A 23,320-nucleotide genomic window follows, 5' to 3' on the forward strand; every position below is an offset into this window, starting at 1 on the left:
CGGCGGTCCGCAGGACCGGCTGCTGCCCAGAGGTCTCCCGCTCCTCCTCCTCGTCCTCCGCGATCGTCCGGTAGTACGCGGCCCGCCGCGCCCACCCCGTGCCGTAGTCATCCGCAGTACCGGCGGCGACCTCGCTCCACGGGCTGCGGAGCGTCAGGGTCATGCTGGAGTCGAACTTCGGCTCGGGGAGTTCCGGGGCCGGCGGGGCCCGGTGGGCTTCGCGTACCACCGCGATCATGCCGGGCGCGGCCAGCAGCGCCACGACGACCTGGCCGAGCAGCACGCCCCAGCCCGCGCCCGCGATGCCGACCACGGGCAGCAGGGCCAGCGAGCCGCCCAGCACGAGCGTGCACATGATGCCCTGCAGTACGGCCAGTTGGGTGGTGCGGCCCTGCACCCGCAGCACGCCGAAGTACAGCTCGACGATCACCCGCGGGAAGGCGGCGAGGGCGAAGAGCCGCAGCACCGTGGCGCCGCCCTCCGCGTAGCCCTCGCCGAAGACGCCGAGGAGGATGTCCGCGCCCGCGACCAGCACCAGCCCGATCGGCATCAGCAGAATGCCCATCCGGACCAGCGAGCCGCGGATGCCGTCGGCGAGCCGGCGCGGGTCGTACGAGGCCTCGGCGGTCAGCGACGAGGCCATGTTGATGGCGAGGAACTCGATGGTGCCGCCGATGGTCAGCGCCACGTAGAAGTACGCGTTCTCCTCGCTGCTGAACTGCGTCGCCACGATCACCGGCAGCAGGTTGATCATCGCGAGGCTGAACATCGAGCCGGTGCAGTCACCCAGCAGGAAGCGCCCGATCTCGCGCCGCTCCGGCGGCTTGCGGGCGCGGGTGCGGCGCATCTGCCGCGGCGCGAGCCGCAGCAGCACCAGCAGGCCGAGCGGGATCACCGACAGCGCGATGGCGAGGCTCCAGGAGGTGAAGATCCCGAGCACCGGCATGCCCGCCGCCAGCACGATCAGCAGTATCAGCTTGCCGACGGAGAAGACCAGATTGCCCAGCGGTACCCACACCGCCTCGCGCAGCCCGGTGAGCACGCCGTCCTGCAGCGACAGCACGGTCCAGCCGAGGGTGCCGACGGTGAAGCCGAGGCCGATCCAAACGCCGTCCAGCGGCGCGAAGTTCGGCCCCCATACGTCCAGCGTCAGCAGGAAGACCGCGCAGCCGATGCCCACCACCAGGCAGCTGATCCCGTACGTCTGCAGGATCAGCCGCCGCGTGTGCGGGCCGCCGCGCGGGATGAAGCGGACCACCGCGCCGATCAGCGTCGTGGCGGCGAGGCCGGCGAGGAAGCGCATCGCGGCGACGGCCGCCGAGCCCTCGCCGACCGCCTCCGCCGTGTAGTAGCGGGCGGCGATCACCCAGTACGCGAGCCCGAGCACCGCGGAGACCGCGGTGTTGAGCATCAGCATGTAGGCGTTGCGGAACAGCGATCCGGCGCCGTCCTTGCCGAGCCGGAGCTGCATGGTGGGGTGGTCGTGGCTCGGCTTGGCCAGACGCTTCACGGGCGGCTTGCGGGGTGGTGCGGTCACGCCGTACTCCCGACGGTCCCGGCGGGACGCTCGAAGGCGGGGGCGGCCATGGCGCCGCCGGTCATCAGCAGCTGGTGCGCGGCCCGGGCGCGCAGCGGATCCACGGGCAGTACGTGCCGGGCGTACCAGCGGGCGGGCTCCGGGTCGGGGGACGGGTCGCAGAACTCCGGGCCCGCGTAGTCGTCGAGGGGTGCGTCATAGAGGTAGCCGGTGGCTATGTCGTGCCGGTCGAGGATGTCGACCCAGCGGTCGCGGTCGGCGACGAGGAGCGGTATGCGGAAGAGGGCGGGCGGCTCGGGCCCGGCGAGCGCCGCGGTGACGCCCTCGGCGGCGAGGCCGGTGCTCTCCAGCAGCCGGGCCGCGGCGACGCGCTGCTCGCGCACGTCGTCCACCTTGCGGAGCCGGGTCTCCACGGTACGCAGCCGCCAACCGCCCGTCGCGCGGCGGTAGTCGTGGCGATCGACCCGTATCCACGGGTCGAAGTGGTCGAGGCCCGGGCCGCGGGCGATGGCCGCGCGCAGCCGGTCCGGGTGCAGCTCCATGCGGTTCGAGCCGCGGGGCCGTTCGGCGAGGCCGAGGGCGGCGTGCAGCCGGCGGGCGGGGCGGGTCAGATGCAGGCGGCGGAGCAGCCTTTCGGCGCGCGGGCGCAGATAGTGGTCGGCGTCGGAGGCGAGCCGGCCGGGGACCAGCAGCTCGTCCCGTAACTTCTCCAGGATCAGCCGGTCGGTGCGGGTGGCGCAGGCGACCACGCCGCCGGTGCGGGCGCGGGCATGCTTGGCGAGGCTGAACGACGCGGCGTCGCCGAAGGTGCCGACGGGCCGGCCGCCGATGCTGGTGCCCAGCGCGTGGGCGGCGTCCTCGATCAGCGGGATGCCGTGTTGTACGCAGCGGGACTTGAGCTCCTCGACGCGGTCGGGCAGCCCGTAAAGATTGGTGGTCATGACGCCGGAGAGCCGGCGCCAGGTCTGCTCGGACACGGCGTCGACGGCGATATTGCCGTCGCGGGGGTCGACCGGGGCCAGCACCGGGCGCAGCCCGGCGGCATGGACGAGAAAGAGCAGCACATCGTCGTCGAGCGGAGACATCAGCAGTCGGCCGCCCGGCGGGCACCACTGCCGTAACGCCAGGTAGAGCCCGAACCGTCCGGACGGCACGTAGACGCACTCCCGGTCAAGACGCTCCTGCAGATACGCGGCTACGCGGGCGCTCTGGACACGCCCGCGGCCGCGGAAAGTGGATCGCACATTCCCCCCAAGGCGGCAGCCCCCGTCCACCCCTCCCCAAGGGCAGACAACCGCCGCTTCAAATGTGGTGCATTCGGGGCGCACCAGTCAACAGGACAAGAACGACATCCTCCGGTACGCCCCGCGCACCCTCTTAGACCAACAGGTGGCCAAGGAAGATGTACGCCAGACCGAAGTAAACGCAGACGCCCAGCAGGTCCATGATCGAGGTGATCAGCGGCGAGCTGAGGGTCGCCGGGTCGGTGCCGAGACGGCGGGCCAGGAAGGGCAGCGTGCTGCCGATGACGCCGCCGAGCACCGTGCAGGCGAACATGCTCAGGCCGACGACGGTGAGCACGCCGCTGTCCAGACCGTCCTTGGCGAAGAACGCGAGCACGACCTCCATCACCGCGACGCAGCCGCCGAGCGCCAGCGCGACGGCGGCCTCGCGGCGCAGCACGAAGAAGAGGTCCTTCCAGCGCATCCGCAGCTGCCCGAGCGACATCGAGCGGAGCACCAACGTGGCCGCCTGGCTGCCGGTGTTGCCGCCCATGTCGACGATCGGCGCGATGAACGCGGCCAGCACGATCACCTCGCTCAGCAACTCCTCCTGCTTCGCGACGAAGGTGGAGGTGACCATGCCGAAGGCGGTCAGGAAGGCCAGCCACATCAGGCGGGTGCCGAAGATCCGCCTGAACGGCGAGCTCCGCAGGTCCAGATCCGGGCCGCCGCCCACGGCCGCGCCGCCGCCGAAGCCGGCCGGCCGCCCGGCGTCGTGCTCCTTCTCCAGGTCCATGGCGTCGTCGACGGTGACGATGCCGATCATGTGGTCGTCCTCGCCGACGACCGGGACGGTCAGCAGGGCACGGGTGTGGAAGGTGATGTCCTCGCGGAGCATGGCAATACCTCAATGCAGAAAAGGGGTGTGCGGTGCCTGAACAGGGCACGGAAATAGGGCACGGAAAGAAAAGCGCTACTGCCGGAACTGCCACTCATGAGCCATCACCTCCTGCGTTTTCGGGCGCACGGGGTCGCCAGGTCAGCACCTGCGCAGGGGTGGGAAGTCACCTCTCTCGACAGAGCTTTGGCACTACACGGCGTATCCGTCGAGGCGGCAGCCACTTGGGCTCAACCCTTAAGCCGGGAGGAGCTGTCCTGACCCGGGGCGTCTTTCGACGTTTGGGGTCAGTGGCCTGTGTCCGTGCAGACGCCTCACCTAGCGAGGTGCATGCGGTATCGAGCGTAAGCGGATTCCGTCAATCAGGTCAAATACGGACGGTGCGGGGATAGAGTCGCTTACATGCTTACAACCGGCCGTACGAGGGGGAGAAATGGATCAACACACAGGGCGCGTAGAGGCGTTCAGTGATGGCGTCTTCGCCATTGTGATCACGATTCTGGTGCTGGAGATCAAGGTGCCGGAGCACAGCGGATCGCATCTCTGGCAGGAATTGGCCGATCAGTGGCCGCACTATGCGGCGTACGTGGTGAGCTTCCTGGTGATCGGCGTCATGTGGGTCAATCACCACACGATCTTCCAGCACCTGCGGCGGGTCGACCGGCCGCTGCTCTATCTCAACCTGCTGGTCCTGATGGTCGTTTCGGTGATCCCGTGGACCACGGCGGTGCTCGCCGAATATCTCACCGACGACGCGGCCGGCACCGACGCGGCGGTGCTCTACAGCGCCTGGACGGTGGTCTATGCCGTCGCCTTCTCGGTCTTCTGGTGGTACGTGACCCGCGCCGACCTCTTCGACGAGCGCGTCGACCGGGACGCCGCCCGCGGCACCCGCTTCCGCTTCGCGCTCGGCGTGCTGGTGTATCCCGTGGCGCTGGGGATCTCGTTCTTCTCCGCGCCGGTAGCGCTCGCCGCCCACGCCTTGATCGCGGTCTATTACGCGCTCAACCAACTCCCCATCCCGCTGCGGCAGGACGAACAAAAGGCCCCCGCGGCGGTCCCGGCGCAGGGCTAGGACGTGCCATCGGGGGCCTCGGTCGAAGCCCTCACCGGCGGGAGCCGGGCTTGGGCAGCGGACGCGGGCGGGGTACGGAGCGCGGCATCGGCGCGCGCTGCGGACGATTGAGGTGCTGATGCGGTACTCGCATGGGGTTTTCCTCCAGAAGCTGTTGTACTCTGTGTGCAGTGGTTAGAACGTAGTACTGCACTCGCAGTGGTGTCAACACCCTTCCGAGGATCCGAGGAGAAGTCCGACGATGCGCCAGAACCCCGCCCGCCGCACCGCCCTGCTCGACGCCGCCATCGAGGTGCTCGCCCGCGACGGCTCCCGCGGCCTGACCCTGCGCGCCGTCGACAAGGAGGCCGGCGTGCCGACCGGCACCACCACCAACTACTTCACCAACCGCGGCGACCTGCTCCGCCAGGTCATGACCCGTACCGGCGAACGCCTCGCCCCGGACCCGGAGGCGCTCGCCGAGACGATGAAGGCGAAGCCCTCGCGCGAGCTCACCGCCATCCTGCTGCGCCAGCTGCTGGAGCGGATGCGCGCCGACAAGCCCAGCCACCTCGCCATGCTGGAACTCCGCCTCGAGGCCACCCGCCGCCCGGAGCTCCAGGAGGACCTCACCCGGATCTTCGCCACGATGCTCGACGCGAACATCAAGTGGCACCTCGACTCCGGCCTCCCCGGCGACCGCGACACCGTGCTGCTGCTCTACGTGGCCATGCTCGGCGTCATCGTCGACGACCTGACGGTGCCGGGCCTGCTCGAGCCGTACGACACGGGCAAGCTCATCGACGCGCTGGTCACCCGGAGTCTGCCGGGCGGCGGGCGCTAGGCTCGGGCGGCATGAGTACTGACGAGATGCCCGCCGGCGAGGATGTCGCGCAGCTGCTGGTGCGCTGCCTGGAAGCGGAGGGCGTCGAGTACGTCTTCGGCATCCCGGGTGAGGAGAACATCCGCTTCGTCGATGCCCTCAACGCGTCCGACTCCATCCAGTACGTGCTCACCCGGCATGAGCAGGGCGCGTCCTTCATGGCCGAGATGTACGGCCGCATCACCGGCCGCGCCGGCGTCTGCTCCGCGACGCTCGGACCCGGCGCCATCAACCTCCTCCTCGGCACCGCCGACGCGCAGACCAACTCCACCCCGGTCGTCGCCCTCGCCGCGCAGGGCGGCCTCGACCGGATACACAAGGAGTCGCACCAAGTCATCGATCTGCCCGCGATGTTCGCGCCGGTCACCCACTGGTCGCAGGAGGTGCGCAGCGCCGGCGCCGTACCGGAAATGGTGCGGCAGGCCTTCAAGACCGCCCAGCGGGAGCGCCCCGGCGCCGTCTTCCTCGCGCTGCCCGAGGACATCGAGGGTCAGGTGCCCGAGCCGCCGCTGGCGCCGCTGCCGATCAGCCATGTGTATCCGGAGGCCCCGTCGCCGTCCCAGGTCGAGCGTGCCGCCCGGGTGCTGGCCGCGGCGGAGCGGCCGGTGCTGCTCGCGGGGCACGGTGCCGCCCGTTCGGGTGCGGGAGCGGCGCTGATCCGGTTCGCCGAGAAGCTCAACGTGCCGGTGGCGACCACCTTCAATGCCAAGGGCGTCTTCCCCGACGACCACGCCAAGGCTCTCGGCGCGGTCGGCTTCATGCGGCACGACTACGCCAACTTCGGCTTCGACGAGGCCGATGTGCTGATCTGTGTCGGGTACGAGCTCCAGGAGTTCGACCCGGTGAAGATCAACCCCAAGGCCGACAAGAAGATCCTGCATCTGCACCACTTCCCGGCCGAGGTCGACGCCCGCTACCCGGTCGCTGTAGGCGTCCTCGGCGATCTGTCGGCTTCGCTTGACGCGCTCGCTGCTGCTGTCGACCGCCGCTACGAGACCGACTGCGACGACATCGAGATCCGCGGGCTGCTGACCAAGGAGCTGGAGCGGGGCCGCGCGGACGACTCGTGGCCGGTGAAGCCGCAGCGGGTGGTCGCGGACATCCGCGAGGCGCTCGGCCGCGAGGACCTGGCGCTGGTCGACACCGGCGCCGGGAAGATGTGGATGGCGCGGCTCTACCCGACGTACGAGCCCAATACCTGCCTGATCTCCAACGGCCTGTCGACGATGGGCTTCGCGGTGCCCGGCGCGATCGGTGCGCACCTCGCGGTCGAGGGGCGCCGGAGGGTCCTCGCGGTGACGGGGGACGGCGCGTTCCTGATGAACTCCCAGGAGATCGAGACGGCCGTGCGGGAGCGCATCCCGATGACCGTCCTGGTGCTGGTCGACGACGAATACGGCCTGATCACCTGGAAGATGGAGCTGGAGATGGGGCGGCACTCCCACACCCGCTTCGGCAATCCGGACCTCGTCGCGTACGCGGAGAGCTTCGGCGCCCGCGGCCACGCGGTGAAGTCGGCGGACGACCTGCTGCCGACGCTGCGCGACGCCCTCGACCACGACGGCGTGGACGTCATCGCCTGCCCGGTCGACTACGCCGAGAACCTGGCCCTCACCAAGCGGCTCGGCGAGCTCGAGGAGCCGATCTGACGATGGCTCCGCCGGTGATCGACGTGCTGCGCGTCTTCTGCGCGCCCGATGGGGCGCACGGCAACGCGCTCGGAGTCGTCCGCGAGGGCGCGGCGGTCCCCGGCGAGGAGGAGCGGCAGGCGCTGGCGCGCAAGCTCGGCTTCAGCGAGACGGTCTTCGTCGACGACCCGGAGCGCGGCGAGATCGACATCTATACGCCGACGCTGCGGCTGCCCTTCGCCGGACATCCGTGCGTGGGCAGCGGGTGGCTGCTGGACGTACCGGAGCTGGTGACGCCGGCCGGGGTCGTCGGGGTGCGCGGGGACGGCGAGTTCACCTGGATCGAGGCCCGCGCCGACTGGGCACCGCCGCGCACCCTGCGGCGATACGGGTCCCCTGCGGAGGTCGACGCCCTCGACGTGCCGCCGCCCGGCGAGTGGATCTACGCCTGGGCGTGGGCGGACGAGGCCGCGGGCCGGGTGCGGGCGCGCGCCTTCCCCGGCCGCGGCGACGGCATCGACGAGGACGAGGCGACGGGCGCGGCGGCGATCCTGCTGGCGCAGGAGCTGGGCCGGGCGCTGAACATCACGCAGGGCCGCGGGTCGCAGCTGGTGGCGGCGCCCGGCCCGGACGGGGTGGTGGAAGTGGGCGGCCGGGTGCGGCTGGAGCAGCCGCACCACAGCCCGGCCGGCCCGCGAGCGGAGCTCGCTGTCAGACCCGAGTGAGGCCGAGCGCCGCAGGCGCGATATCCGCGCGCAGCGCGGACCAGTGCGACGGCTCAGTCCACCGTGAGCACCAGCTTCCCCGCCGTCCGCCCCGTCTCACCCAGCGCATGCGCCTTCGCCGCCTCCGCGAGCGGAAAGGTGTCCGCGACGGTCGCTCGGAGCTCTCCCGACTCCACCAGCCCGGCAATGGCGTTCATTCCGGCATGGTCCGCCTCGACGATCGGCGCCTCCGCCCGCACCCCGAGCCGCTCGGCCTCCGCGGCGAACTCCGGCCCGACGCGCAGGATGCAGACCGCGATCCCGCCGGGCCGCAGCGTGCGCAGCGACCGCAGCGCGTGCTCGCCGCCGATCGGGTCCAGCACCACGTCGACGTCCCGCACCGCCTCGAAGACATCCGTCTCGCGATAGTCGATCGCCTCGTCCACGCCCAGCTCGCGCAGGAAGCCATGCTTCCCCGCACTCGCGGTCCCGATCACATACGCGCCCCGCGCCTTCGCGATCTGCACCGCCAGATGCCCGACCCCGCCCGCGGCGGCATGCACCAGCACGCGCTGCCCCGCCCGGAGGTCCGCCGTGTCCACCAGCACCTGCCAGGCGGTGAGCGCGGCCAACGGCAGCGCCCCGGCCTGCACATGATCGATGGAGGCCGGCTTACGGGCGAAAGCGCGGGCCGGGCCGGTGACGTACTCGGCATGCGAGCCGTGCCCATGCGGATACGGCAGCATCCCGAACACCTCGTCGCCCGGCTTGAACAGCGCCACGCCAACGCCCACGGCCTCCACCACACCGGAGACGTCCCAGCCCAGCACGAAAGGCGGCTCCGGCAGGAACAGCCCCTTCAGCGCCCGGTGCTTCCAGTCGGTCGGGTTCACGCCCGCGGCCCGGACCCGTATCAGCACCTCACCCACGCCCGGCACGGGGCGTGGCACCCGCACCTCGCGCAGCACCTCGGGGCCGCCGAGGACGTCCTGGCGGATGGCTCGCATGTCAGCGTTCGCGTCGTTCATGGGCTCAAGGCTGCCGCGACCCGCACCCCCCGGGCAATGGCACAAAGGTCATGCCCCGATAGGATCCTGCCATGGCTCACCGCGTGGCGGTTCTGGCGCTCGACGGCGTCTACCCCTTTGAACTCGGCATCCCGCGCCGCGTCTTCGGCACCCTGCCGGAGCGCTACGAGGTGAGCACCTGCACGGCTGACGGCGGCCCGGTGCGTACGAGCGCGGACTTCACGATCGCCGTCGAGCACGGCGCGGAGCTGCTGGCGACCGCGGACACCGTGGTCATCCCGCCGTACGACTGCGCGCTGGTCGGCGAGGAGCCGCCGGCCGGCACGGCCGCCGCCCTCGCCCGTATCCGCCCCGGCGCCCGGATCGTCTCCATCTGCACCGGCGCCTACGCGCTCGCCGCCGCCGGGCTGCTCGACGGCCGCCCGGCCACCACGCATTGGCGGGAGACGGACCGCTTCCGGCGGCTCTATCCGCACGTGCAGCTCGACCCCGGTGTGCTCTTCGTCGATGACGGGGACATCCTCACCTCCGCCGGTGCCGCCTCGGGTGTGGATGTCTGCCTGCACCTCGTGCGTACGGACCACGGCACCGAGACCGCCAACCACGTCGCCCGCTGCTGTGTGGTGCCGCCGTGGCGGGACGGCGGGCAGGCGCAGTACATCGAGCAGCCGGTGCCCCCAGTGGCCGCGGCCAGTACGGCGGCGACGCGGGCGTGGGCGCTCGCGCGGCTCGATCAGCCGCTCGCCCTGGACGAGCTCGCCGGGCATGCCGGGATGAGCCTGCGCACCTTCGCGCGGCGGTTCCGCGACGAGGTGGGGATGAGCCCGGGGCGGTGGCTGATCCGGCAACGGGTGGAGCGGGCCCGGCAGTTGCTGGAGGCCGGGGATCTGCCGGTCGAGCGAATAGCCGCCGAGGTCGGCTTTGCGACCAGTGCTTCGCTGCGGCAGCACCTGCACGCGGCGATAGGCGTGTCCCCGCAGGCGTACCGCCGCACCTTCCAGGCGCGCGAGCGCGCCGACCGCTGAGCCGGGTGACCGAATCGCGCTCCTGAGGGAGACGCAGGTCACGCACGGCTATTGACCTCCGTTCAAACCCGCCAGTAACTTCACGGCAGCGTCGCTGTAATGCCCCCGTCAACAACGCTGTTGGTCCTAGGGAGTAACCAGATGCCGTCCCCCACCCGTACGCGCAGCCGCGTCGTGGCCGTAGCCGCCGCGCTCGCCGCCACCGCCGCCCTCGGCGCCCCGGCGGCGCAGGCCGCCTCTGCCGCCGCCGACGACGACCTCGACTACGTCGCCCTCGGCGACAGCTACAGCGCCGGCTCCGCCGTGCTGCCGCTGGACCCGACGGCACCGCTGCCGTGCCTGCGGTCGCTGCTCAACTACCCCCACGTCATCGCCAAGAAGACCGGCGCCGACCTGAAGGACGTCACCTGCGGCGGCGCCACCACCGAGCACTTCACCGCGGCCCAGTACCCGGGCGTGGCCCCGCAGGTGAACGCGCTGAGCGCGGACACCGACCTGGTGACCCTCACCATCGGCGGCAACGACAACAACACCTTCGTCGGCGCCATCCTGGCCTGCGCCACCGCGGGCCTCGGCTCCGGCGGCAAGGGCAGCCCGTGCAAGGACGCCAACGGCTCGAAGTTCACGGACGACGTCCTCAACAAGACGGCTCCGGCGGTCAAGGCGGCCGTCGCGAAGGTCAAGGAGAAGGCGCCCAACGCCCGTATCGCCGTGCTCGGTTACCCGTGGATCCTGCCGGCCGAGAAGGGCTGCTTCCCCACCCTGCCGGTCGCCGAGGGCGACGTCCCGTACCTGCGCGACCTGCAGACCCACCTCAACACGGCGGTGGAGAAGGCCGCGAGCGGCAGCGGCGCCACCTTCGTGGACTTCGCCGAGTCGTCCGAGGGCCACGACGCCTGCCAGGCGTACGGCACCCGCTGGATCGACCCGGTCCTGTCCACTTCGCCCGTCCACCCCAACGCCTACGGCGAGTCGCGGATGGCGGACGAGACGATGAAGGCGCTCGGCCTGTAGTCGCCGGCCGTCAGCTGCCCGCCGGCGGGGTGAGGTCCACCGCCGGCGGGTTCAGCCGCGCGAAGCCCTCCTGGCGCTGGTACGGGAAGTAGGGGTACGCCGCGTCCGTCGCGCTCGCGGCGTCGAGCTTCGCCACCTGGCCCGGGGTCAGCTCCCAGCCGATGGCGCCGATGTTCGCGCGCAGCTGCTCCTCGTTGCGGGCGCCGATGATGACCGAGGAGACGGTCGGGCGGCGCAGCAGCCAGTTGAGCGCGATCTGCGGGACCGTCCTGCCGGTCTCCGCCGCCACCTCGTCCAGGGCGTCCACCACGCGATAGAGCAGCTCGTCCGGTACGGGCGGGCCGAAGGACGCCGTGTCGTGCAGCCGGCTGCCGGCCGGGAGCGGGCGGCCGCGGCGGATCTTGCCGGTCAGGCGGCCCCAGCCGAGCGGGGACCAGACGACGGCGCCGACGCCCTCCTCCCGCGCGAGCGGCATCAGCTCCCACTCGTAGTCGCGGCCGACGAGGGAGTAGTAGACCTGGTGGGCGGCGTAGCGCGGCCATCCCTGGCGGTCGGCGGCGGCCTGGGACTTCATCAGCTGCCAGCCGGAGAAGTTGGAGACACCGGTGTAGCGGATCTTGCCCTGCCGGACCAGCTGGTCGAGGGTCGCCAGCACCTCCTCGACCGGGGTCGAGGCGTCGTACGCGTGCAGCTGGAAGAGGTCGATGCGGTCCGTGTCCAGGCGGCGCAGGGCGTCCTCGACGGCGGTGATCAGGCGGGCGCGGGAGGTGCCCGCGTCGCCCGGGCCTTCGCCCATCGGCAGTCCGGCCTTGGTCGAGATGATCACCTCGTCGCGGCGGCCCTTGAGGGCCGCGCCCAGCACCTCCTCCGAGGCACCGTCGGAGTAGACGTCCGCGGTGTCGAACATCGTGATGCCCGCGTCCAGCGCGACGTCCACCAGGCGCCGGGCCTCGTCGACGTCCGTGGTGCCCCAGGCGCCGAAGAGCGGGCCGCGGCCGCCGAAGGTGCCGGTGCCGAAGCTGAGGGCGGGGACCTTGAGGCCGGAGCGGCCCAACTGGCGGTATTCCATGACAGGGTACCCTTCTAATGGTTCTGAAGTTCCGTTAGTGATGTCACGGTAGCATCCTGGGCGAGCTAACGAAACCCTGGTTCCTTTACTTGTCGTACTCCACCGGGAGTAGAGCGCCCCGTCCCGGTTCCGACCTCGGGGGGCCGATCCATTTGACCCGCGCCCGTAGGGTCGATCACATGGATCTGCGACTACCCCGGAGCCGCTCGCGCCGCATCGTCGCCGGTGCGGCAGCGCTCATCGTGCTGGCCGGGCTCGGCACCTGGACCGCGACCGCCGCCACCGGCGACGACGGCCCGCGCGTGCAGCGCTCGGACCGGACGATGGCGATGCCGGGGGCGCGGATCGACACCTCGTACTTCGCCGCCGAGGGCGGCGGCCGGCGGCCCGCCGTGCTGCTCGGGCACGGCTTCGGCGGCAGCAAGGACGACAACCGCAAGCAGGCCGAGCAGCTGGCCAAGGACGGATACGCCGTCCTGACCTGGTCCGCCCGCGGCTTCGGCGACTCGACCGGCAAGATCGGGCTCAACGACCCCGAGCACGAGGTCAAGGACGTCAGCCGGATGATCGACTGGCTGGCGAAGCGGCCCGAGGTGCAGCTCGACAAGGCCGGCGACCCGCGGGTGGGCATGTCCGGGGCGTCGTACGGAGGCGCCATCGCGCTGCTCGCCGCCGGGCACGACGGCCGGGTCGACGCCATCGCGCCGCAGATCACGTACTGGAATCTGGCCGACGCGCTCTTCCCCAACGGCGTCTTCAAGAAGCTCTGGGCCGGGCTGTTCTTCACCACCGCCTCCGTCGACCTGACCGGCAGCCCGCAGCCGGGCAACGGCGGCGGCAAGCCCGGGTGCGGGCGCTTCGCGAAGGACCTGTGCGCGATGTACGAGCGGGTCGCGGTCAGCGGGAAGCCGGACGACGCGGCGCGCAAGCTGCTCGAGCAGCGCAGCCCGTCCGCGGTCGGCGACCGTATCGACGTGCCCGCGCTGATCACCCAGGGGCAGTCCGACTCGCTCTTCCCCCTCGGCCAGGCCGACGCCATGGCCAAGGCGATCAAGGGGAACGGCGCCCCGGTCGCCGTCGACTGGATCCCCGGCGGCCACGACGGCGGCGATACGGAGCTGGGCCGGATCCAGGCCCGTACCACCGCCTGGTTCGACCGCTATCTGAAGGACGACAAGGGCGCCGACACCGGGCCCGCCTTCCGCGTCACCCGTACCGGCGGCGTCGACACCGCGGACGGGGCGGCCAGGACCCGGGGCGCGGACAGCGACACGTATCCCGGTCTGGAGGCCGGTGACCGCACCGTCGCGCTCTCCGGCCGCGAGCAGTCCTTCGCCAACCCGCCGGGTGCCTCGCCGCCCGCCATCTCCGCGCTCCCCGGCGGCGGCGCGCTCTCGCAGCTGCCGTCGTCGCTCGGGGTCGGGCTGTCGCTCGACGTCCCCGGGCAGTACGCCCGCTTCGACTCCGCGCCGCTGCGCAAGCAGATGCAGATCACGGGTGAGCCGACGGTACGGGTCAAGGTCTCGGCCGACGCGAAGGACGCCGTGCTCTTCGGCAAGCTCTACGACGTCGGCGCGAACGGGCGGCAGCAGGTGCTGCCCAGCCAGCTCGTCTCGCCGGTGCGGGTGAGCGGGGCCGACCAGGACGGCGGCCGTACGGTCGAGCTGAAGCTCCCCGCGGTCGACCACAAGGTGGCCGCCGGCCACAAGCTGCGCCTGGTCCTCTCCGCCACCGACCTCGGCTATGCCACGCCCAACGACCCGGCCACGTACACCGTCTCGCTCGCCGACGCCTCAGAAAAAGGCGTGCACGTCCCGACCGCCCCCGAGGTGGACACCCAGCCCGCCGGCGTCCCGGCGTGGGTGTGGGCGCTGCCGGTGGCCGGGCTGGCGATCGCGGGCGGGCTGATCTTCACCAGCCGCCGCCGCGCCTCCGCCGCCCCCGACCCGGAGCTCGCCGGCGTACCGCTGCAGATCACCGGGCTGACCAAGCGCTACGGGAAGTCGGGCGACCGGTACGCGGTCCGCGACCTGTCCTTCCGCGTCGAGCAGGGCCAGGTCCTCGGCCTCCTGGGCCCCAACGGGGCGGGCAAGACGACCACGCTGCGGATGCTGATGGGCCTGATCACGCCGGACGCCGGCGAGATCCGGGTCTTCGGCCACCAGATCACCCCGGGCGCCCCCGTCCTCTCCCGTACGGGGTCCTTCGTCGAGGGCGCGGGCTTCCTGCCGCACCTCACCGGGCGGCAGAACCTCGAGCTGTACTGGCGCGCCACCGGCCGCCCGGCGGAGGACGCGCACCTGGAGGAGGCGCTGGAGATCGCGGGCCTGGGCGACGCGCTGGCACGGGCCGTACGCACCTACTCGCAGGGCATGCGGCAGCGCCTCGCCATCGCCCAGGCCATGCTCGGCCTGCCGGACCTGCTCATCCTCGACGAGCCGACGAACGGCCTCGACCCGCCCCAGATCCGCGAGATGCGCGAGGTCCTGATCCGGTACGCGGAGGGCGGCCGGACCGTGATCGTCTCCAGCCACCTCCTCGCCGAGGTCGAGCAGTCCTGCACGCACCTCGTCGTCATGGACCGCGGGCAGCTCGTGCAGGCGGGCCCGGTCGCGGAGATCACCGGGAACGGGGACGGGCTGCTGGTCGGTCACGACGGGGAGCCGCTGAGCGAGGCCCTGCTGGAGAAGGTCCGCGCGCTGCCCGGCGTCGCCGCGGCTGCCAACGGCCCCGACGGCCTGCTGCTCCGCCTCGACCACGACGCGACCACCCCGGCCCGGCTGCTCCCCGAGCTGCTGGAGCTCGGCATCCAGGTCTCGTCGTACGGGACCGAACACCGCCTGGAAGACGCCTTCCTGACCCTGATCGGAGGGGACCGCTCATGACCGCCGCGGACACGCTGGTCGAGACCGCCCCCGGCTACCGCCCCGGGCGCACGCTGCCGCTGCGCGTCGAGCTGATCCGGCAGTTGCGCCGCCGCCGCACGATGGTGATGTTCGCGGTGCTCGCCGCGCTGCCGTTCGTGCTGGTCGCGGCCTTCGCGCTGGCCGGCGGGCCGGGCGGGGGCGACGAGCGGGCCACCCTCATGGACGCGGCCACCAACTCCGGCGGCAACTTCACCGCGATGACGCTCTTCGCCTCCGCCGGCTTCCTGCTGGTGGTGCCGGTGGCGCTGTTCTGCGGCGACACCGTCGCCTCGGAGGCGGGCTGGTCCTCGCTGCGCTACCTGCTCGCGGCGCCGGTCCCGCGGGCGCGGCTGCTGGCGAGCAAGCTGGCGGTCGCGCTGGGGCTGAGCGCGGCGGCGTTCGTCATGCTGCCGCTGATCGCGCTGGCCGTGGGCACGGTGGCGTACGGGTGGGGGCCGCTGGAACTGCCGACGGGCGGCGCGCTGCCGGCCGGCGACGTACTGCCGCGGCTGGCGATGGTGGTGGCGTACCTCTTCGTCTCCCAACTGGTCACGGCTGCCCTGGCCTTCTGGCTGTCGACGCGCACGGACGCGCCGCTGGGCGCGGTCGGTGGCGCGGTGGGACTGACGATCCTCGGCAACGTCCTCGACGCGGTCACCGCGCTGGGCGGCTGGCGGGACGTGCTGCCGGCGCACTGGGCGTACGCGTGGGTGGACGCGCTCCAGCCGCAGCTGGAGTGGGGCGGGATGGTGAAGGGGGCGGCGGTGTCGGTGTCGTATGCGCTGGTGCTCTTCGGGTTCGCCTTCCGGGGGTTCGCGCGGAAGGACATCGTGTCGTAGCGCGCCGGCCGTGACGAGGGGCCTTTACAACGTTGGAACGTAGCTCTACGTTGTCCGCCATGTCGCGCCGAATCCCCCACATCCTCGGGTTAGTTCTCGCACTCGTCGCCGCGCTGCTCGCCGCGCAGTACGCGGCCCCGGACCCCGCCGACGCCGCCACCGGCACCAAGCTCCGCGACGGCACCGGCCTGTATCCGCGCGCCATCCGCCTGGAGCACAGCGGCGCCGCCAACGGCCGCGTGCTGGCGTCCGTCGTCACCTTCGACGGCAACAACGGCCTCGGCGCGATCTACGAATCCACCGACGACGGCGGCAGCTTCGCCGAGGTCGGCACGGTCGCCGACCCGGAGGCGGCAGGTGGCCAGGGCCTGTGCTGCGCCACGCTCTACGAGCTGCCGCGCCAGGTGGGCGACCTGCCGGCCGGGACGCTGCTGTGGGCGGCGTCGGTGGGCCAGGACGAGGCGAATCGCCGCATGACGCTGCGGGTCTTCAAGTCCACGGACACCGGCCGCTCGTGGTCGTATCTCTCGACGATCGCGACGGCGGGGAACGAAAAGGGCCTGTGGGAACCGGAGTTCTCCATCGACGCAAGCGGCGCGCTGGTCGCCCACTACTCCGACGAAACGGACGGCACCCACAGCCAGAAGCTGGTGGCGGCCCGCACGACGGACGGCCTCAATTGGACCGGCCACCACGACACGATCGCCTCCGCACTCGCCTCGGACCGCCCGGGGATGGCGGTGGTGCGCAAGCTCCCGAACGGCAGGTACTTCATGTCGTACGAGATCTGCGCGGCGGCGGGCCAGTACATCTGCGTCACCCACTACCGCACCTCCGCCGACGGCTGGGACTGGGGCGACCCGAAACACCTCGGCTACCGCCCGGAGACGGCGGACGGCAAGTACTTCCGACACGCCCCGAACCTGGCCTGGGGCCCGGAACCGGGCAACCCGAACGGCCGCCTCTACTTGGTAGGCCAGGTCATGTACAACGCCGACGGCACGCGGGCGGCAGGCAGCGGCCGCACGGTATGGACCAACTCGAACAACGGCGAGGGCGCGTGGAAGGAGATCTCAGCCCCGGTGGCGGTGGAGTCCCAAACGGTGGACTACTGCCCCAACTACAGCTCCGCGCTGCTGCCTTCGGCAGATGGCAGCAGGCTGATGGAGATCGCCACCGACTACGAGGGCACGGTCTGCAAGCCGTATTACGCGACGGGTTCTGCCCAGTAGCTCAGCTGCTGCAGGAATCGAGAATTGCCGTCACATCGAGTTCGATCTCCGCGCCGATGGAGTCGGGGAGCGTGATGTGCTCGCCGCGGGCGTGGATGCGGTGGTTGTTGAACTCGTTGGCGAATGGATCCGTGAGGACGTGGACGCGGTCGGCCTTGCGGTTGACGATCACGTAGACCGGGACCTTGGCGATGGCGTAGGCGGCGACCTTCGTCCGCAGGTCGGTGGCATAGTTGCTGGAGGTCACTTCCAGCACGAGACGGAACACCGCGGGGTCGTAGCAGTTGGCCTCGATGAGATGGTCTGGGAAGTCGGCATCGACGACTGCCAGATCGGGAATGGCGTAGTCGAATGGGCCGTCGGGGAGCCACAGGCCGATGGCCTGGATAACCTTCGTCTCGCGGGTGTGGGCGGAGGCAAAGGCAAAGGTGAGGTCGGTGAGCACACGCCCGTGCCTACCGTCAGCGGCTGGGGTCACCGTCAGCTCTCCCCCGAGGATCTCGACGCGGTAGCCCGGAAGCAGCTCGGTGAGGCGCTCGGCCTCTTGGAGCAGCGAACGCGGCTCGTCCTCACAGGGGTGCTCTACTGCGGCGGCAGACATAGCGGCCTCCTGGTGGATCGGGTCGAGGACATCATCGTAGGACGGCGACCAGGGCCGTGTCCCGTTTGGCGGCATTCACCCGTTCGAGGAGTGCCGCCCATCGCAGGTCACGGCCCTGATCGCCGACCGGCTCACCGCACCGGGGCTCCCGGGCCAAGCGGGATGCCGAGGGCCCACCACAGCAGGAAGAGTGCGGTCCATGCCAGCGTCATCGCGACTGCCAGCGGGAGGGTGTACGAGGCGAGGGTGCCGATGCCGGCCGACTTGCGGTAGCGCTGGAGGAAGCCCAGGGCCATCACGAAGTACGGGCTCATTGGCGTGATGGCGGTCGAGCCCGAGTCGGCGATGCGGAAGAGTGCTTGCGTTGTCTCTGCCGGGACCGAGACCAGCATCAGCATCGGGACCAGGACCGGGGCGGCCAGGGCCCACATTGCTGAGCCGCTCGTGACCATGATGTTGACCAGGGTCAGGAGGAGCAGGATCAGGAGGAAGACCACGACGATCGGCAGGCCGCTGTTCTTCAGGGCTTCGGCGGCGTTGACCGACAGGACCTCGCCTATGTGGGTCCAGTCGAAATACGCCAGGAATTGGGCGATGGCGAAGAACAGGACCAGGACCGGGGCCATTTGCTTGACGCCCTCGGCCATCAGCTTCGGGACGTCGGCGGCCTTCTTGATCGAGCCTGCCCTCGTGCCGTAGACGACGCCCGTCAGGAGGAAGAGGAAGGCTACGAAGGCTGCTATGCCGTCCATCAGCGGGGACTCCGCGATTGCGCCGCCCTCGCCACGCAGCGGGGACGAGGTCGGCAGCACCGTCGCCGTGAGCGCGAGCAGGCCTGCGAACAGTGCCAGCACCGCCCGCCGCAGCGCCGAGCGCTCGCGGTCGGACAGTTCCAGCGCGCCGATGTCCTCCAGGTCCGCGTCCGGGTCCGGGTCGAGGTCGGTGCGCTTGTTCAGGACCAGGCGGGTCACCAGCGTGATCACCAGGGCCAGCAGCAGCGATGAGGCGATGTTGAAGAACCAGTTGCTGAGCGGGGAGACATACGCGTCGTCCCCGCCCGCGATCTTCGCCGCCGCGGTCGTAATGCCCGCGAAAATCGCGTCGTTGGGCGTCGGCACCGGGCTCGCGTCGTAACCGGAGGCGATCGACGTATACGCGACGACGATGCCGAGGATCGGCGACCGCCCGACGGCCCGGAAGGCGAGGCCGCCCAGCGGGACCAGGATGATGTACGCCGCAGCCGAGGCGACGTGGGCGACCGTGCCGGCGAAGGCGACCGCGAAGACCACCCACGAGGCGGGGACCCGGGAGACGCCACGCTTCATCAGCGCCGCCAGGAAGCCGGAGCGTTCGGCGACCGCGACGCCCATGATGACCACCACGATCGTGGCCATCGGCGGGAAGGCGGCGAAGTTCTCGATCATCGTCGAGGTGGCCATGGCCAGGCCTTCGCCGCTGAGCAGGTTCTGTACGGCGACCGTCTTGCCGGTCTCCGGCGAGACGACGGAGACGTCGAGCGCGGCGAGCAGCGCGCTGACGGCGGCCAGCAGAGCGGAGAGGATCCAGAAGAGCCAGAAGGGGTGCGGGAGGGCGTTGCCCGCGCGCTCGATCACCGCCATCGCGCGCAGCAGGCGCGGCAGCTTCTCGGATGGCTCGGGCGGCTCGGGTGGGTTGGCGGGTCTCGTGGCGGGGCCGGTCGCGGTCATGGCAACTCCAGGGCGGGGACGAGGGGTCAGCGGGGGAGTGCGTAGCGGCGGACGAAGTCCCACAGCACGTCGTGGGCCTCGATCGACTGGGTTACGTAGCCGCCACCGCTGTAGCTGTCGGCGCCGGGCCAGGTGTGGCCGCCGTCGGTGACGGCGATGTGCCGCACCTCGGCGTCCCGGTCGCAGTCCGTCCAGCGGGCGACGGTGATGTCCGGCGCGGTCGTACGGTCCGGGACCTGCGCCTCGCAGCCATTGCGCCCGGCCCAGCCCGCCGCCCAGTCACGGACCGCGGGCAGCCCGCGGTCGGCGTCTCCGGCGTACGGGATCGTGGTGTCGCCGGTCCCGTGGAACTCCAGCACCGGGACCGGCCGGGAGGGGGCGCAGTCCTGGCCCGTCCCGGTCCCGGGGTAGAAGGCGCCGGCGACCGGGGCGATCGCGGCGATGCGGTCGGACAGGCGGCAGGCGAGGAGGGCGGTGAGACCGGCCCCGTTGGACTTCCCGGTGGCGTAGACCCGGCGCTCGTCCGTGCACAGCTCGGCCTGCAGCTCGTCGAGCAGATCGCCCGCGAAAGCGACGTCGTCGACGCCGGGCACCGAGTACGGAGCGCCCTGCCACGCCTGCTTGCCCTCGTCGTCGACGACGCCCTCCGGGTACGCGACGATCGCCGGCAGCGTGGAGAGCTTCGAGAACTCCTCCGTCGTGGCGGCGGCGTTCCCGCGCCCGTGGAAGGCGAGCACGACCGGCAGCCGCTCCTCGCCCGTATAGCCGTCGGGCAGGTGCAGCCGGTAGCCGCGCTCCCGGTCGCCGCTGGTGAGGGTGTGGTCGGTGCTGGTGCCGGGGGCCTGCGGCGGGGCGGCGCCGCAGCCGTCCGCGGCCGCCGCGGGCGCGGCGTGCGCGGGGGCGGCGCCGCCGGCGAGGGCGAGCAGGGCGGCCGCGAGGACCGTACGCAGGCGTGCTGAAGTGACCTTCAAGGCAGGCTCCTTCCGCCCGGCCGCGTCCCGGCGGCGGGCTGGATTCATCAGGGCAGGTCGTGCCTACGGACCGGCCCGCTCGGGGGCCGCCCGGTGCTGCGGTTGTGATGGGAGGGCTAGGAGTCCAGCCACTCCTTGGCGAAGGCGGTGATACGGGTGACGACCGCGGCCACGATGGCCGCGCCGTCCTCGGGGGTGGCCGTGCGCGGGTCGCCGAGCACGCCGTTGGGCGAGAGGCGGTCGTACGGGAGCGTCAGGGTCGGATGGCCGCCGCGCCGGGCGACCTTGGACAGCGGGTCGAGCTGGTCGTGCGCGGTCGTCCCGGCGACGAGCCGCTCGCGGTGGACGAGTTGGGGCGCGAGGTGCAGCATCTGGGCGGTCTCGGCCTCGCCGCTGTGCCCGTGCACCTCGCTGACGCCCATCTCCGCGACTACCTCGGAGGCGAGCACGGTCACCGGCGTCCAGGCGAACTCCACGTCCGGACGGTCCGCCAGCAGATCCTGGGCGACGGTGGTGAGGGTGGCGTTGTTGCCGCCGTGCCCGGTGATCACCAGGAACTTCCGCCACCCGTGCCGGTGCAGACTCCCCACGTAATCGCGGACGACGGCGGCGAGCGTCCCGGTCGTGAGCGTGACCGTGCCGGCGAAGCCGAGGTGGTGCGGCGAGACGCCGACCGGCAGCGACGGGCCGATCACCGCCCGGCCGCCCAGCTCCGCCGCCACCCGCTCGGCGACGGCCTCGGCGCGCAGGGTGTCGGTGGCCAGCGGCATGCCGGGGCCGTGCTGCTCGTACGCGCCGGCGGGAAGGATGACGAGCGGGCTACGGGCGACCGCGGCGGCGGCCTCGACGGTCGTCATCTCGGCGAGTTTGACGGGCTCGGTCACCGTGCGCCTGGTCACCGCGCGGCCTCCGGGGCCTCGAAGTCGGCGGCAAGGACGGCGTCCCGGATCGCCGCCAGGTGATCGTGGGTCAGCCGCTCCGCGGCCGCCGCGTCCCCGTCCCGTACGGCCTCGAAGATCTGCACATGCTCGGCGTGGTCGCGGTCCCGGTCGTTGTACCGGAAGCGGATCTCCACCTGCTCGCGGGCGCGGACGTGCAGCAGTGCCTCGATCGTCTCGCGCAGCAGCGGATTGTGGCTGGCCTCCGCGAGGGCGACGTGGAAGTGCACCGACTGGCGCAGCGATTCCTCGGGCGGGAGCAGGGCGTTGCGGGAGGCGGTCTCCAGCTGTCGTACGGCCTCGGGCTCGCGCAGCCGCGCCGCCGCGGCGGCGATGGCGGGCTCGACGACGAGGCGCGCCTCGACCAGCTCCAGCACCGACTCGCGGCTGCTGCGCGGCAGATGGGGATTGGCGAGCAGCCGCCGGTGGACGCCGGGCCCGACGTAGGTGCCGGACCCGTGCCGGAACTCCACCACCCCGGTGGCCTCGAGCCGCCGCAGCGCCTCGCGCACGGTCGGGGTGGTCACCTCGAACCGCTTGGCCAGCTCGCGGGAGGAGGCGATGGCGTCCCCGGGCGCGAGCCGCTCGGCCCGGATGATCTCGACTATGTCGTCCGCGAGGCGCGCGGACAGCGACTGCTCGCCGTAACTCATGAAGTGACTAAATCAATTGATGAGTCAGGGCGTCAACGGTCGTGACGCGATGGCTTTTCAGTGATCTTCACCGATCTTCGGTGATCTTCATTGATCTTCAGTGATGCTCGGACACCAGCACCGCGCTCGTCCCCGGCTCCAGCGCCTCGAAGATGTGCGGGGCGTCGCCGGGGTACGCGACGTAATCGCCGGGGCCGATCTCCACCGGCTCGTCCGTGGGGCCGACCAGGGCGCGGCCCGCGCCGATGATCACGTGCTCGACGACGCCGGGGTTGTGCGGGTCGGAGGCGCGGACGCTGCCCGGCTCGGCGGTGACGAGGTAGAGGTCGCGGCGGGTGTTCGGCGGGCTGACGGCGAGCACCGTCGCCACGTAATCGGCGTGCTCGGAGGCGAAGGACGGGCCCTCGCCGGCCCGCACCACCTGCACCCGCGGCCGCGGCGGCTCCAGCAGCTGGGCGAAGGGGATCTCCAGGGTCGTGCTCAGCGCCCACAGCGTCTCCACGCTCGGGTTCCCGCCGCCCGACTCCAGCTGCGAGAGGGTCGACTTGGCGATGCCCGCGCGCCGCGCCACCTCGGCGAGCGAGAGGCCGGTGCGGGCGCGCTCGCGGCGCAGGGAGGCGGCGATGACGTCGAGCGGGGCACCAGAGGTGACTGATTTGTCCTGGTCAGCGGCCATGCGTTCGCTCCAGTGGGCGGATCGTTCGACTTGACGAACGGGGTGTTTACGTTCTACATATAGTGCCATGCGTTCGATATGGCGAACCCTGGATCGCGACCTGGCCCGCGACATCGGCCTGGTCTGCGCGGCCGACGCGCTCGTCGGCGTCTCCTTCGGCGCCATCGCGGTCAGCGCCGGGCTGCCCCTGTGGCTGCCGATGCTGCTGTCCGTGGTGGTCTTCGCGGGGGCGGCGCAGTTCATCTTCGTCGGCATCCTCGCGGCCGGCGGCAACCCGGTCGCGGCCGTGGTCGCCGGGCTGCTGGTCAACGCCCGCCACCTGCCGTTCGGCTTCACGGTCGGCGATGTGCTCGGTACGGGCTGGGCGCGGCGGATTGTAGGCAGCCACATCATGATCGACGAGACCGTCGCCTTCGCCCTCGCCCAGCGCGAGCCGCGGCGCCGCCGGGCCGCGTACTGGGGCTGCGGCGTCGGCCTCTTCATCTGCTGGAACGTCGGCGTCGTCCTCGGCGCCTACGGCGGCACGGTGATCAGCGATACGGACGCCTTCGGCCTGGACGCCGCCTTCCCGGCGGTGCTGCTCGCGCTGGTGCTGCCCGCGCTGCGCGAGGCCGCCACCCGGCGGGCCGCGCTCACCGGGGCGGCGATCGCGCTGGCCGCGGCGCCGTTCCTGCCCGCCGGGCTGCCGGTGCTGCTGGCGCTGGCGGGGGTCGCGGTGGCGGCTGTGGGCGGGGG

21 protein-coding genes and 1 riboswitch are annotated in these 23,320 nt (G+C 71.7%); of the genes, 10 read left to right on the forward strand and 11 right to left on the reverse strand.

Going from position 1 to position 23,320, the window contains the following annotated elements; all coding sequences use genetic code 11:
• The 3 genes from G5C51_RS24165 to G5C51_RS24175 form a co-directional block, all read right to left on the reverse strand.
• On the reverse strand, positions 1-1,537 hold a 1,537-nt coding region (locus tag G5C51_RS24165), incomplete at its 3' end, for a lipopolysaccharide biosynthesis protein (protein ID WP_420824848.1).
• Positions 1,534-2,781 carry a DegT/DnrJ/EryC1/StrS family aminotransferase gene (locus G5C51_RS24170; RefSeq protein ID WP_165240294.1) on the reverse strand — a complete coding sequence of 416 codons (1,248 nt, stop codon included), beginning with the start codon at positions 2,779-2,781 and terminating at the stop codon, positions 1,534-1,536. The genes G5C51_RS24170 and G5C51_RS24165, both read right to left, overlap by 4 nt.
• A 133-nt stretch (positions 2,782-2,914) precedes the next feature.
• Entirely contained in the window at positions 2,915-3,658 is a 744-nt protein-coding gene (locus G5C51_RS24175; RefSeq protein WP_165240295.1) for a magnesium transporter, read from the reverse strand.
• Between the two features lie 163 nt (positions 3,659-3,821).
• Positions 3,822-3,991: riboswitch (M-box (ykoK) riboswitch) on the reverse strand.
• A gap of 100 nt (positions 3,992-4,091) precedes the next feature.
• Between G5C51_RS24175 and G5C51_RS24180 the strand changes: the two genes are divergently transcribed.
• From G5C51_RS24180 to G5C51_RS24195, 4 genes are all read left to right on the forward strand, one after another.
• A complete protein-coding gene (locus G5C51_RS24180; protein WP_165240296.1) occupies positions 4,092-4,733 on the forward strand; it encodes a TMEM175 family protein in 642 nt (213 codons plus the stop codon).
• Positions 4,734-4,974: 241 nt separating this feature from the next.
• Positions 4,975-5,556 (forward strand): TetR/AcrR family transcriptional regulator, encoded by a 582-nt coding sequence (locus G5C51_RS24185; protein ID WP_165240297.1) that lies wholly within the window; start codon positions 4,975-4,977, stop codon positions 5,554-5,556.
• Between the two features lie 11 nt (positions 5,557-5,567).
• On the forward strand, positions 5,568-7,244 hold the full coding sequence (locus tag G5C51_RS24190) for an acetolactate synthase large subunit (protein WP_240929893.1): 1,677 nt from the start codon (positions 5,568-5,570) through the stop codon (positions 7,242-7,244).
• 2 nt (positions 7,245-7,246) lie between these two features.
• Positions 7,247-7,948 carry a PhzF family phenazine biosynthesis protein gene (locus tag G5C51_RS24195; protein WP_165240298.1) on the forward strand — a complete coding sequence of 234 codons (702 nt, stop codon included), beginning with the start codon at positions 7,247-7,249 and terminating at the stop codon, positions 7,946-7,948.
• Positions 7,949-8,001: 53 nt separating this feature from the next.
• Here G5C51_RS24195 and G5C51_RS24200 read toward each other — a convergent pair whose 3' ends face one another.
• Positions 8,002-8,955, reverse strand: coding sequence for an NADP-dependent oxidoreductase (locus G5C51_RS24200; RefSeq protein WP_165240299.1), 954 nt, complete (start codon positions 8,953-8,955; stop codon positions 8,002-8,004).
• Positions 8,956-9,026: 71 nt separating this feature from the next.
• On the opposite strand from G5C51_RS24200, the gene G5C51_RS24205 reads away from it, so the two are divergent.
• Complete coding sequence (locus G5C51_RS24205) at positions 9,027-9,980, forward strand: GlxA family transcriptional regulator (protein ID WP_165240300.1); 954 nt, start codon at positions 9,027-9,029, stop codon at positions 9,978-9,980.
• 141 nt (positions 9,981-10,121) lie between these two features.
• Positions 10,122-10,994 (forward strand): SGNH/GDSL hydrolase family protein, encoded by an 873-nt coding sequence (locus G5C51_RS24210; protein ID WP_165240301.1) that lies wholly within the window; start codon positions 10,122-10,124, stop codon positions 10,992-10,994.
• Positions 10,995-11,004: 10 nt separating this feature from the next.
• On the opposite strand, the gene G5C51_RS24215 is transcribed toward G5C51_RS24210, so the two are convergent.
• Complete coding sequence (locus G5C51_RS24215; RefSeq protein ID WP_165240302.1) at positions 11,005-12,063, reverse strand: aldo/keto reductase; 1,059 nt, start codon at positions 12,061-12,063, stop codon at positions 11,005-11,007.
• A 179-nt stretch (positions 12,064-12,242) separates the two neighbouring features.
• Here G5C51_RS24215 and G5C51_RS24220 point away from each other — a divergent pair, with 179 nt between their 5' ends.
• Genes G5C51_RS24220 through G5C51_RS24230 form a run of 3 tightly spaced genes read left to right on the forward strand, consistent with a single transcriptional unit; the run spans position 12,243 to position 17,040 of the window.
• The gene (locus G5C51_RS24220) at positions 12,243-14,948 is read left to right on the forward strand and encodes an alpha/beta fold hydrolase (protein WP_165240303.1); all 2,706 of its coding nucleotides are present in this window, start codon (positions 12,243-12,245) and stop codon (positions 14,946-14,948) included.
• Complete coding sequence (locus G5C51_RS24225; RefSeq protein ID WP_165240304.1) at positions 14,945-15,808, forward strand: ABC transporter permease; 864 nt, start codon at positions 14,945-14,947, stop codon at positions 15,806-15,808. The genes G5C51_RS24220 and G5C51_RS24225 overlap by 4 nt, the downstream gene beginning before the upstream one ends.
• Before the next feature lie 59 nt (positions 15,809-15,867).
• Entirely contained in the window at positions 15,868-17,040 is a 1,173-nt protein-coding gene (locus G5C51_RS24230) for a sialidase family protein (RefSeq protein WP_240929894.1), read from the forward strand.
• 1 nt (position 17,041) lies between these two features.
• Here G5C51_RS24230 and G5C51_RS24235 read toward each other — a convergent pair whose 3' ends face one another.
• The 6 genes from G5C51_RS24235 to G5C51_RS24260 form a co-directional block, all read right to left on the reverse strand.
• A complete protein-coding gene (locus G5C51_RS24235; protein ID WP_165240306.1) occupies positions 17,042-17,641 on the reverse strand; it encodes a Uma2 family endonuclease in 600 nt (199 codons plus the stop codon).
• Between the two features lie 131 nt (positions 17,642-17,772).
• A complete protein-coding gene (locus tag G5C51_RS24240; RefSeq protein WP_165240307.1) occupies positions 17,773-19,347 on the reverse strand; it encodes an AbgT family transporter in 1,575 nt (524 codons plus the stop codon).
• 26 nt (positions 19,348-19,373) lie between these two features.
• The gene (locus G5C51_RS24245; protein WP_206314267.1) at positions 19,374-20,318 is read right to left on the reverse strand and encodes a CE1 family esterase; all 945 of its coding nucleotides are present in this window, start codon (positions 20,316-20,318) and stop codon (positions 19,374-19,376) included.
• A 116-nt stretch (positions 20,319-20,434) separates the two neighbouring features.
• Complete coding sequence (locus G5C51_RS24250; protein ID WP_206314268.1) at positions 20,435-21,217, reverse strand: creatininase family protein; 783 nt, start codon at positions 21,215-21,217, stop codon at positions 20,435-20,437.
• Positions 21,214-21,909: a FadR/GntR family transcriptional regulator gene (locus tag G5C51_RS24255; protein ID WP_165240309.1), complete on the reverse strand. Its 696-nt coding sequence runs from the start codon at positions 21,907-21,909 to the stop codon at positions 21,214-21,216. The genes G5C51_RS24250 and G5C51_RS24255 overlap by 4 nt, the downstream gene beginning before the upstream one ends.
• A 97-nt stretch (positions 21,910-22,006) precedes the next feature.
• Positions 22,007-22,585: a helix-turn-helix domain-containing protein gene (locus G5C51_RS24260; RefSeq protein ID WP_165240310.1), complete on the reverse strand. Its 579-nt coding sequence runs from the start codon at positions 22,583-22,585 to the stop codon at positions 22,007-22,009.
• 67 nt (positions 22,586-22,652) lie between these two features.
• On the opposite strand from G5C51_RS24260, the gene G5C51_RS24265 reads away from it, so the two are divergent.
• Positions 22,653-23,320, forward strand: a 668-nt coding sequence (locus G5C51_RS24265) for an AzlC family ABC transporter permease (protein ID WP_165240311.1), incomplete at its 3' end; no start/stop codon positions are given.

Origin of the sequence: Streptomyces coryli (assembly GCF_011044975.1) — a bacterium.
GTDB lineage: Bacteria > Actinomycetota > Actinomycetes > Streptomycetales > Streptomycetaceae > Streptomyces > Streptomyces coryli.